This window comes from Paenibacillus sp. FSL K6-1558 (assembly GCF_038002565.1).
GTDB lineage: Bacteria > Bacillota > Bacilli > Paenibacillales > Paenibacillaceae > Paenibacillus > Paenibacillus polysaccharolyticus.
In genome coordinates this window covers 1298511-1310245 of record NZ_JBBOCV010000001.1, presented here as the reverse complement: position 1 = coordinate 1310245, position 11735 = coordinate 1298511, and the positions used below count along the sequence as shown (strand labels likewise).

The window sequence follows — 11735 nt, the reverse complement described above, 5'->3', positions numbered from 1 at the left end:
GATAATGCCTAACTATTTTGAAGGACATTTGGTATCGGAAGGTTTAAAATATGGCGTGGTAGTTGGACGGTTTAATGAATTTATTACGAGCAAGTTGCTTAGCGGGGCGCTGGATGCGTTCAAACGTCACGGTGTGCAAGATAATGAAGTAGATGTAGCTTGGGTACCGGGAGCTTTCGAAATCCCGCTTATCGCTCAGAAAATGGCCGAAAGCGGCAAATACGATGCAGTCATCACACTCGGAACGGTTATCCGTGGGTCAACAACACATTATGATTATGTCTGCAACGAGATGGCTAAAGGGGTAGCGGCAATTAATCTGAAAACAGGGGTGCCGACCATCTTTGGATTGGTTACTACGGAGAACATTGAACAGGCGATTGAGCGTGCAGGAACGAAGGCCGGCAATAAAGGTTGGGATGCTGCTACAGCTGCAATTGAAATGGCGAACTTGACGAAACAGCTAAAATAGTGCTTATTTAATAGTAGTGCCCTGCTTTGCGCAGACGAAATCGGGATACCGGTTTCGGACGGCTGGCAGGGTTTTGTATTTTTCTGGCGGGAGGATTCGTCTAGTGACGGTAGTTACATACAAACTGGAGACTTTTGAAGGGCCTTTGGATCTGTTGTTGCATCTGATTGATAAGGCTGAGATCGACATCCAGGATATTCCCATCAGCGATATTACCGATCAGTACATGGCGTATCTGCATTCCATGCAGGAGCTGGAACTGGATATAACAAGTGAATTTCTGGTGATGGCAGCTACGCTGCTGTCCATCAAGAGCAAACTTTTACTGCCCAAACCGCCGGTAATCGAGGATTTCGAGGATTATGATTATATGGAAGATGAGGATTATGATCCGCGTGCCGAACTGATTGCACGCCTTATCGAATATCGCAAATATAAAGGAATAGCGCGGCATCTGCATGAACGGGAATGGGAGCGCAGTCTTATTTTTTCCAAAGAGCCCGAAGATTTGCGACCTTATATGCCTATGGAGGAACAAACGAATCCGGTGCAAGGTCTGCATACTTCTGATCTCATCGCGGCGTTTCAGAAAGCACTTCGAAAGGCTGAGAAGCGTACAACGGTCACCCGGATCAAAAGGGACGAAATTTCGGTCAAGGATCGCATACGTGAAGTTATTGGTGCCTTGGAGCATTTAGGTCCTGGGGGGCGGTTGTTATTTTCCAAGCTTATGGATGATCAGATATATCGCCATGAGATCGTGGTTACGTTTCTAGCAGTGCTGGAGCTGATGAAGATGAAGCAGATTGTTTGTTACCAGGAACGGTTGTTTGAGGATATCGTTATGGAGTGGAGAGGGGAAACAACGAATCATGGATTTTCCGAAATTGAAGTCGATTATTGAGGGCCTTTTGTTTTTGTCCGGAGAAGAAGGTCTAAGTGTCAAACAGATTGCTGAAATTGTGGACCAGCGGGTAGAACTGGTTACGGATGCCATTGAGGACATGATCGTCGATTTTGCAAGGCAAGGGCGAGGTGTGCAGATTCTGAAGATTGCAGGTGTCGTGCAACTCGGAACATTGCCGGAACATGCGGCCTATTTTGAGAAGCTTGCTTACTCTCCTGCACGTACATCGTTATCCCAAGCGGCGCTTGAAACTTTGGCCATTGTAGCTTATCGTCAGCCCATTACACGGGTGGAGATTGAGGAGATTCGTGGTGTAAAATCGGAGCGTGCTATCCATACACTCGTGAACAAGGATCTCATTGTTGAAGTGGGGAGAGCGGAAGCGATTGGACGACCGATATTGTACGGAACTACGAAGTCATTCCTTGATTATTTCGGACTAGCTTCGATTAAAGATCTTCCCGAACCGGGTTTGTTTGAAGATTCGGAAAACTTGGAGGAAGAAACGCAGTTGTTATTCAACAAGTTGGACATGAATCAGCCGGATGTCTCGGATACTGACGTACAAAGCGTGTTTGATTTTGAAGAGGAAGCAGCATTCCCGGAAGAAGATGTCGCTGTAGATCCAGAGGATGATTCTTCGGGTTCCTCCTCCTAATAAATGCTAATAGTTAAAGCCATATAAGGACAATGTGGAGATCGATCCACGTTGTCTTTTTGTATTTTCTCCAGAACAGCGGTGAAGTTGTCTGGAATGATGTATACGATATCGGGCATTTCGATGGTGATTTCGGCAAAAATTGGGGAATTTCATGGCATTCGTGAATTTTTTCCAGCAAGGAATGCCATACTAGACATGATAAGAATCGAGGGCTTGGAGGTAAGGCCTGTGTGGATCTGGCTTGGAGGAATCGGTTTGTTCATCGCACTGCTGATTGCCGCAGTCCTCATCTCAAATGTTCATGTTCATGTTATATTTCGCAAACATAAGAGCGATGACTACGCAAATATCAATGTTCGACTGCTGTATGGCTTCGTGCGGATGAATTACGAAATTCCGAGCATTGTTTTCCGAAATATGAAAGAAGGCTTCTTGCTTAAAACAGAACAGTCCATGAACCATTCCCGAGGAGAAGTTTTGGGTAGCGAGCAGGTGAACAAACGAAAAGTAAAAAACTGGGTAAAAGAAGTCAAGGTGATGCTTCGAGCAACAGAGGCTCTGAAAGTATGGGTCAGACAGACGCTCAGACGAGTATATATAACGAATCTGTTCTGGTCTACTGCGGTTGGTGTAGGTGATGCTGCTTACACAGCAATGCTAACAGGTTGGTTATGGAGTATTAAGTCCATGATTGTTGGCTTCTTAACGTACCAAATGCGTTTCAAAACGGTGCCTGACCTTGAGGTTCTTCCGGTATGGTCCGACGAGATGGAATTTCGAACAGAACTGGATTTCAAACTGCGAATCCGCATGACGGCCATCTTAATTGCTGGAATGAGACTGCTTACCCGCGTGCTGCAGGTCGAGGGTGGCTGGCGAATGTGGATTAAACTCCTTCGGGAGCAACGCCGCAAATCAAAGCAAAAGAAGAAGCATAGGCACATTGCGGAAAAGGAAGCTCGTTAAAGCAGAACTTAACTAGCCTGAGATTGAATCCATTGTATTGGTGTTAAGGTTCTGCGACGAGAACATGCGATAACGATTCCCTGTATTGATTACATAAGTCCTGCAAGTTTGGGGATGATATGGTTAGATCAAAAACCTATATAAGTTGATTAATCATTGACACAACTTGTTTGTGTTAATCTGCTTAAGCTCAACGGATATAGTTTATTATTGAAACTGGAGGGAAGTCACATGTCAGATCATCCAATTCAAGGATTAATGGAAACTGCAATGGAAAATATCAAGGGCATGGTGGATGTCAATACAATCGTTGGCGATCCTGTAGAAACACCGGATGGTACGGTTATTCTGCCGATTAGTAAAGTTGGATTTGGCTTCGCGGCAGGCGGAAGTGATTTTAATGTAAGTGATGGAAAAGGTAACAACGCATCGAGCACAACGGAACATGCTCATTCCGCAAAGGTTGCTTCCCCATTTGGCGGTGGTAGTGGTGGCGGTGTATCCATCCGTCCAATCGCTTTTCTGGTTGTTGGCAAGCAAGGTGTGCACATCGTGCCGCTTGACAATTCGACGCACTTGTTTGAAAAATTGATTGATTCAACACCTTATGTACTCGATCGCATTCAGGAAATGTTCCGCCACCGTAATCATGGCACAACAGAACATGATGTGCGGGTGACAACGGATCATACAACGTATAGCTGAGTCATATGATTAATTCGTAATCCCTCTGGCACTTTAAGGTGCAAGGGGGATTTTTGCTGTTTTTTCCTGTGCGGGACATACTCCGGGTTGTCCAGACATAGGATAGTACAAGATTCCAAGCGACCCGGAGGAATGTGGATGCGAAAATTAATGAAGGTTATTGTAGGTACGCTCTTGCCTGTACTGTTACTTTCAACTATGGGTGCATCGTCAGTTCAGGCGACCATTGCTGGACCGTCTACTCATGCGCAAAGTGCAGCGCTCATCGATGTGACATCAGGGCGAATTCTGTATAGTAAAGATGGGGACAAAGAGTCGCGCATCGCAAGTTTGACTAAAATCATGACTGCCATCGTTGCGATTGAAGAAGGTAAGTTAGATGCAAAGGTCAAGGTTACACCATCTTCTTTTGCCAAAGAAGGATCTTCGCTATACCTTAAACTGGGCGAGGAGATGACACTAGAAAATATGTTATACGGTCTTATGCTTCGCTCAGGTAATGATGCGGCTTCGGCAATTGCTGAGCATGTCGGCGGTTCGGAAGAAGGTTTTGTTTTGCTTATGAATAAAAAGGCAGAGCAGATCGGTTTGACTCGTTCTCATTTTATGAACCCACATGGTCTGGATGCCGAAGGTCATTACTCTACCGCAAACGATCTGGCGAGGTTAACGGCTTACGCGCTCCATAACCCGGTATTCAAACGCATCGTGGCAACAGAAAATAAATCCGCCCCCAATCCGAATGAAAGCTGGGAGTACTCCTGGCATAACAAAAACAAAATGCTTCGCTTGTATGAAGGTGCGGATGGGGTGAAAACTGGATACACCAAAAAGGCATTCAGATGCCTGGTCAGCTCAGCGACTCGTGACGGGCAACAGCTGGCCGCGGTGACACTTAACGATGGCGATGACTGGAACGATCATGCGAAGATGCTGGATTTCGGCTTTGAACATTTCCCACTAATCGAGATTGCCAAACAGGAACAGCCTGTTCAGAACATGGAACTCGTAACAGGGCGTGGTTTTAAATACCCGCTCGCCAAAGGAGAACAGGAAGACATAACCAAGACATTGGTTATGCTGGATAAACGTACACAGGACGCTGTGACAGAGAATAAACAATCAACAGATCCTTCGTTTGGACTAGCCGGGCGAATTGAAATGCAGTTGAAAGGCGAACCAATCGGCTCGATACCTGTGTATTACAAAGGTAGCTATATTCCGCCAGAGCCACCCATCGCAGATGCTACTATAGGTGGAATAGGAGAGGTCACGACTTGGGTTTCCGCCTGGAAGGCAGTGCTAAGTCGACTGTTATCACCTTGATTTTGATTTAAGGATAGAAAGATCGCTCTTGTGCTTGCTGTTACTGGGAGGAATGATTCCAATGATCAATCTGATCTGGTTAATGATGATCTTGATCGGCTTTGTTTTTGCGGCAGTGAACGGGAAGATTGAAGTGGTCACCCAGGCAGCATTTGATGGTGCGGCAACCGGTGTGACGGTATGTTTCGGTCTGATCAGTGTACTCGTATTCTGGATGGGAATGATGAAAATGGCCGAAGATGCCGGCCTTCTTGGACGGATTGCAAAACTTCTTGGCCCGGTGGTCGGATTTCTATTTCCCGATGTACCCAAAAACCACCCGGCTATGGGTTACATCTTATCCAACATGAGTGCAAATTTGCTTGGACTAGGGAATGCGGCTACGCCCATGGGAATTAAGGCGATGCAACAATTGCAGGAACTGAATCCTGACAAGCAGACTGCATCCCCTGCTATGTGTACACTGCTGGCGCTGAATACCGCGAGTATTACGATTATTCCAACAACGCTGATAGCGATCAGGTTGAACTATCATTCTGCGAACGCCACGGAGATTGTAGGCACAACTTTAATGGCTACCATTATAGCTACGCTTGCTGCCATTATGGCTGATCGCTGGTATCGAAATAGAACTCTCCGCAGATCGCCGCGTATATCCAAGAGCGGTAATCCCGGCATGAAAGGATGAGCTACCTTGTTAACCTTCATTAACTGGATATCTGTCTGGGCCATTCCGGTTATTATCGCGTTTGTTCCATTATATGCGTTTACCAAAAAGGTCCCGGTCTATGAATCCTTTGTTGATGGGGCCAAGGACGGCTTCTCGACTGCAATCAGCATCATCCCACATCTGGTGGGAATGATGGTTGCCATTAGTGTTTTTCGTGCCTCGGGAGCACTGGATTTTGTGATTCAGTTCTTCACTCCTCTCGTCTCGTGGATGGGTGTGCCTGGAGAAGTCCTTCCGCTAGGGATATTACGACCATTAACAGGGACAGGCTCGCTTGCATTTACAACGGATTTGATCAAAACGTATGGCCCTGACTCCATGATTGGCCGGATGGCCTCTACCATTCAAGGCAGTACGGATACGACGTTATATGTGCTAACTGTGTATTTCGGAGCAGTTGGTATTCGGAACGGACGGTACGCGCTTAAGGTTGGATTGTTTTCGGATGTCGTTGGATTCATAGCTGCACTTGCCATTTGTTTGATCGTTTTTGGTTAAACTATTACTCCTTTCCTACCGATATACTAGTTATGCTAGAATAATAACGGAGGAGAGTGAGACATGCAAAAGAGTTGGAAACGAATGCTCCGTTACGGGTTGACAAGTATGCTCGCTATAACGATGCTTGCAGGTTCGACAGGGTTAGCAGGTGCTCAAGCTGAACAGACGATTCATTTTACAGGTTATTTTGACAAATCATTACGTGCTCAAATGGCGACTACGGCCGATTCTTTTCCGGTTGTTAATGTGCGTTTGGTTAAAGCAAATGAACCGGATATGGTTTATTATGACGTGGGAACTTCGATTCTAATATCGAAAGATGAAGTATTAACCAATTACCATGTTGTTCAGGAATTCGCTGAGCTGTCTGGCGGAGATAAAGGGACGTTGACGGTTGCGAGCCCAGGTGCGCTCAATCAGGCGGTTAAAGCTAAAATTGTTAAAACTGATCCTGTAACGGATATGGCTTTACTCAAGCTGGACAAACCGATTGACGCTGAACCGGTGAAGTTTGCTGATGCGAGGGACAATCAGGTTGTTTATACCATTGGATTTCCTAAAAACCCATCGGGAGATCTTGTCATATTAGATGATGATTTTCCTTCGACATACAACACGATAGCGAAGAGTCGGGTATTTAGTGCTCTGGCGAGTGAAGTACCGGGAAAAGTAGGCATTGGAAGCATCGTCAAAGCAATGGCTCAAGGCAATTCAGGTGGACCAGTGCTTGATCAGAATAAACAGGTCATTGGCATGATGACGTTTGTATATGGTGGACGGACGTATTTTATTTCTTCAAAGACATTGCAGACATTTGTGAAAGAAGCAGCTGTTCCAGCGAAAAAGCCGGTTGTGGTGGCAGGCAAAGTTGCGAATTAGAAATGAACTACGAATTAAATAGATGATAAGGGTTTACCTTTGCGTGGTCTGAACGAAATCAGCCGTGGCGAGGGTAAGCTTTTTTTGTATATCGAGACTATAAAATATCTGTTCTACAACGCACAAATTAGCGATAAAGCTCGAACGTTCACAAAAACATTGGATAATCCTTGTGATTTCCCGGTTGGATGGGTATCATTAGTGTGAGGTGACATGACAAACATGGAAAGATTACAAAAAATTATCGCGCAGGCAGGCATTGCATCCCGCCGCAAGAGTGAGGAACTGATCCTGTCCGGCAAAGTGGAAGTTAACGGGGAGGTCGTAACCGAACTGGGTACGAAAGCAAACCCCGAAGAGGATATCATTACGGTCAATGGAAAACCGATCCGCAGTGAGAAAAAAGTGTATTTGATGCTGAATAAACCTAAAGGGGTTATTACAAGCGCATCAGACCCGGAAGGCCGGAAAATCGTATCGGATTATCTGAAAGGCGTTAAGGAACGTGTTTATCCGGTAGGACGTCTTGATTATGATACCGAAGGGCTGCTTATTCTGACCAATGATGGCGAATTTGCGCACTTGCTGACGCATCCTAAACATCACGTACCCAAAACGTATCTGGCAACAGTTAAAGGGGTACCACATGGTACGGAACTGGAAAAGCTCAAAAATGGAATTATGCTTGAAGACGGTATGACAGCGCCAGCAGAGGTCGAGTACAAAGATGTGGACACAGCAAACAATGAAGCTGTTATTTCGATTACGATTTATGAGGGACGAAACCGTCAGGTAAGACGTATGTTTGAGGCAATCAATCATCCGGTAACACGTCTGAAGCGGATTTCGTTTGGAGGCATTTTGCTGCAAAATCTGAAAAGAGGGCTGACACGTAATCTGACCAAAGAGGAAGTTAACAATCTGATTACGCTCGCAAAATCGGAACCCGCCAAAAAAATGAAAAAAAGGTAATGTGAGGACACATAATTTTCATAAAACCGCCGCAGATTTGTGACGAAATTCGCTATAATTGTTCATAGAGTGTTCACAGTTTCTATAACAAGAAGGCAAATCAATAATATCGTCACTTTAAAGGGGAGCAGCACATGGGAAAATCAAGAAGAACGGTGCAAATCGTTATTTTGTGCTTGATCCTGGTGTTGGGTGGATACGCGATTACAACATCGGTATCCGGCTCGAACGGCAAGCCAAAGGAAGGGGATCGAGCCCCTTCTTTTGAACTGCTGGGCCTGGATGGTCAAGTTCATACGTCTGATGAGTATCAAGGAAAAGCGATGGTTATCAATTTTTGGGGCACATGGTGTGAGCCTTGTGTGAAAGAGATGCCTGCTCTTCAAGCGCAGGCTGACAAATGGAAAGATAAAGGTGTGCAATTTGTTGGAATCAACGTTGGAGAAGATCAGATGACGGTAGATAATTTTGTACGGCAGGTGGGTGTTACATTTCCGATTATGTTAGACCGGGATAAAAACTCCGTTCGAGACTATGGGATCTCTCCGATGCCAACAACGTTTTTCGTATCTGAAACGGGAAAAATCTCCACGATTCATATCGGGCAATTGGATTTGGACACACTTGACGCTCAAATCTCACAGCTGGCGAAGCAGCCCTGACAGGAGGTCTACTTGTGTTCCAAAATACGAAATGTGAGTGTGGTCACCAGAATCCGGTAGGAACCGTATTGTGCGAGGCGTGTGGTAAGCCGCTTCTGGAGGAAACCGCTCAATCGAATGACGTGTTAGAGATGCGTTATGATGGGATGGCCCGGCGTTCACAGCGAAGTAATCCCAATATTATTGATCGCATATGGAATTTCTTTTCATCTGTCAAAATTGCAGTTTATATGATTGTGCTCACGCTCGTTGGTTCCATGCTAGGTACGATCTACCCGCAAGAAAGTACATTTCTGAATATTGATCCTTCGGTTTATTACAAAGAAACCTATGGTCAGTTAGGCCATATTTATTATCTTCTCGGACTGTCTCATACATATGAATCCTGGTGGTTTATTCTACTGCTGGTAATGATCGGAGCATCGCTTGTGATCTGTAGTCTGGATCGTGTGCTTCCACTGTACAAAGCGCTGAACAAGCAGCGGATACGGAAACATCTGCAATTCCTGACGCGGCAGCGACTTGTGTATCAAGGTTCTATTGAAGAGGCACCTGAAGAGTGGATTAAGAAAGCGGTTACGCCGCTTCGTAAGAAAGGATATCGTGTTCACACACAAGGGGATGCTTTGCTTGCGGAGAAGCAACGTTTTAGCCGTTGGGGTCCTTATGTGATTCATATCGGACTTATTATTTTTCTGCTCGCTGTACTCGCTCGCGGACTTCCAGGTCTTAATCTGGACGAACATGTTGCTTTTCCCGAAGGGGAAATTAAAAAAATTCCAAACACGTCCATGTATCTGAAAAATGAGAAGTTTAATGTGGAGTTTTATAGTGACGACGAGGTTCCTGAGCAGTTCAAAAATTTGAATAAAACAGTTCCCAAGTTGTTTGAAACCAAGGTTGTTTTGTACGAATGCACAGCCGATTGTTCGGATCTCTCCAAAAAACCTCAGCTTGTAGAGGTTGCAAGACATGACGTACGGGTGAACCAGCCACTGAATTACCAAGGTCTTAAGGCATACCAGTTTGACTATGATCTAACCCCGACGATTCGCTCGGTGACACCGGATCTGGTCAATGTGAAAACGGGCGAAGTATACGGTTCTTTGAAGATTGACATGATGGACACGCAACGCACCTTTGAGGCAGGACCATATACATTGACGGTGAAAGAAAAATTTATGGATTTTGCTCTGGATGATAAGGGAGAACCAAAATCAAAATCACCTTCACCCAATGCACCTGCATTTCTTTTTCATATTGAAGGTCCGGATCTACCAGAGAAGGGGATTCAATACTTATATTTTGCCAAACAAATTGACAAGCAACGTTTTCAACAGGATGCAATCAACCGCCAGCTTGTAGGAGGGGAACTTCCATTACAACTGGAGGTCGACAGTATGGACAAGGTAGATCTTATTCAATCGGTAAGCTACCTGAATATACGTGTGGACAAAGCGATGCCTTTTGTATGGGTAGGGGCAGGCATTGTAATGCTGGGTCTTGTCATGGGCTTTTACTGGCATCATAGACGCATTTGGATTCGGTTCGATGATGAGCGAATTACGCTTGGCGGGCATACCAACAAAAACTGGTTTGGCTTCAGACGAGAAGTTGCTGGCATTTTGAAACAGATGAATCTGGAAGTGGATGAGAAGTCGTTGGATAACGGGGGGAACCAAGCATGAATATACTGGATTTCAGCAGCGACGCATTTATCGTATCTTTTTTTCTGTATTGTGCTGCGTTTTTATTGTATGCAGTGGCCGTCATGGGCAAGAAATGGAGTAACCGCGATCCGATCGATCATTTGAATCGTTGGGGTAAACGGGCGTTTATCGCATCTACGGTTGCGTTGACAGCACATTTTGTTTTCTTTATCACCCGCTGGATTGGTGCAGGCCATATTCCGGTAAGTAATATGTACGAATTCATGTCCTTTTTATCCATGATGATTATGGTAGCGTTTATCGTTGTGTACGCAATTTACCGCAAATCTCTGCTGGGCTTGTTTGCACTTCCGCTCACGATTATCATTATGGCATATGCAGCCGTATTTCCGCAGGAAGTTCAGCCATTGATTCCCGCATTACAATCAATTTGGTTGAAGATCCACGTTACGCTGGCTGCTTTGGGTGAAGCGTTTTTTGCAGTAGGTTTTGCTGCGGGATTTATGTATCTGCTTCGTACCGTTGATTTTAGTGGAAAAGACAAATCTTCTCGTCGTCAGCGCGGCTGGGTGGAGTTTACGCTCATTACCATCGTTGTGGTGATCGGATTTATTGGAACCGTGTTTGCCTTCCGTGCATCCGGTTATGAGGCCGTTTTTGTACAGAAAACAGTCACCATTGACACAAAGGGAGAAGAAAATAGTACAATAGAGAAAGTGATTTATCGCATGCCTCCTATTTTTGCTCCATATAATAGTGAAGTGGAGAGCTTGAAACCGTTCCTTGGAATGAAGGAGCCGTTGCTTGAGACGCCTTCATGGATGAATGGCGTGAATGCAGGACGTAAGCTGAATACAGTCATCTGGTCAATCATTACGGGTCTGATTTTATATGGAATCATTCGTTTAATTGTACGCAGACCGCTTGGACAAGCGTTACAGCCGATGATGAACGGAATTGACGCGGATGACCTTGATGAGATCAGTTATCGCGCTATTGCGATTGGATTCCCTATTTTTACGCTGGGAGCTCTGATCTTTGCTATGATCTGGGCACAAATTGCCTGGAGTCGTTTCTGGGGCTGGGACCCTAAAGAAGTGTGGGCACTGATCACTTGGCTGTATTATAGTGTGTATTTGCACTTGCGTTTATCCAAAGGATGGCAGGGACAGAAGTCCGCTTGGCTTGCTGTGCTCGGTTTCCTGGTTGTTATGTTTACACTGGTTGGTGTAAATCTGATCATTGCAGGATTGCATTCCTATGCTGGAGCAGACTAGTAAAGTC

13 protein-coding genes are annotated in these 11735 nt (G+C 45.3%); all 13 read left to right on the top strand.

The annotated features are described in order from the left end of the window. The first annotated feature begins 4 nt into the window (after window positions 1-4). Entirely contained in the window at window positions 5-472 is a 468-nt protein-coding gene (gene ribH / locus MHI38_RS05520; protein ID WP_090922403.1) for a 6,7-dimethyl-8-ribityllumazine synthase, read from the top strand. Window positions 473-575: 103 nt separating this feature from the next. Further along, complete coding sequence (locus MHI38_RS05515; RefSeq protein WP_090922401.1) at window positions 576-1376, top strand: segregation and condensation protein A; 801 nt, start codon at window positions 576-578, stop codon at window positions 1374-1376. Beyond that, window positions 1345-2037: an SMC-Scp complex subunit ScpB gene (gene scpB / locus MHI38_RS05510; protein WP_154957637.1), complete on the top strand. Its 693-nt coding sequence runs from the start codon at window positions 1345-1347 to the stop codon at window positions 2035-2037. Before MHI38_RS05515 ends, scpB begins: the two co-directional genes overlap by 32 nt. Before the next feature lie 51 nt (window positions 2038-2088). Next, on the top strand, window positions 2089-3006 hold the full coding sequence (locus tag MHI38_RS05505; protein WP_154888511.1) for a DUF2953 domain-containing protein: 918 nt from the start codon (window positions 2089-2091) through the stop codon (window positions 3004-3006). Window positions 3007-3237: 231 nt separating this feature from the next. After that, window positions 3238-3711, top strand: a complete 474-nt coding sequence (gene ytfJ / locus MHI38_RS05500) for a GerW family sporulation protein (RefSeq protein WP_090922394.1) — start codon at window positions 3238-3240, stop codon at window positions 3709-3711. A 138-nt stretch (window positions 3712-3849) separates the two neighbouring features. Further along, window positions 3850-5037, top strand: coding sequence for a serine hydrolase (locus MHI38_RS05495; protein WP_154888513.1), 1188 nt, complete (start codon window positions 3850-3852; stop codon window positions 5035-5037). A 61-nt stretch (window positions 5038-5098) separates the two neighbouring features. Then, window positions 5099-5725 carry a nucleoside recognition domain-containing protein gene (locus MHI38_RS05490; RefSeq protein ID WP_090922320.1) on the top strand — a complete coding sequence of 209 codons (627 nt, stop codon included), beginning with the start codon at window positions 5099-5101 and terminating at the stop codon, window positions 5723-5725. A 6-nt stretch (window positions 5726-5731) separates the two neighbouring features. After that, complete coding sequence (locus MHI38_RS05485; RefSeq protein ID WP_090922318.1) at window positions 5732-6265, top strand: spore maturation protein; 534 nt, start codon at window positions 5732-5734, stop codon at window positions 6263-6265. Between the two features lie 63 nt (window positions 6266-6328). Then, the gene (locus MHI38_RS05480) at window positions 6329-7147 is read left to right on the top strand and encodes a S1 family peptidase (RefSeq protein WP_154888515.1); all 819 of its coding nucleotides are present in this window, start codon (window positions 6329-6331) and stop codon (window positions 7145-7147) included. A gap of 222 nt (window positions 7148-7369) precedes the next feature. Then, the gene (locus MHI38_RS05475; protein WP_154888517.1) at window positions 7370-8119 is read left to right on the top strand and encodes a pseudouridine synthase; all 750 of its coding nucleotides are present in this window, start codon (window positions 7370-7372) and stop codon (window positions 8117-8119) included. A 134-nt stretch (window positions 8120-8253) separates the two neighbouring features. Beyond that, entirely contained in the window at window positions 8254-8781 is a 528-nt protein-coding gene (locus MHI38_RS05470) for a redoxin family protein (protein ID WP_145413182.1), read from the top strand. A gap of 14 nt (window positions 8782-8795) precedes the next feature. Beyond that, window positions 8796-10469 carry a cytochrome c biogenesis protein ResB gene (gene resB / locus MHI38_RS05465; protein WP_154888519.1) on the top strand — a complete coding sequence of 558 codons (1674 nt, stop codon included), beginning with the start codon at window positions 8796-8798 and terminating at the stop codon, window positions 10467-10469. Continuing rightward, complete coding sequence (ccsA, locus tag MHI38_RS05460; protein WP_154888521.1) at window positions 10466-11728, top strand: cytochrome c biogenesis protein CcsA; 1263 nt, start codon at window positions 10466-10468, stop codon at window positions 11726-11728. The genes resB and ccsA overlap by 4 nt, the downstream gene beginning before the upstream one ends. Window positions 11729-11735 lie beyond the last annotated feature (7 nt).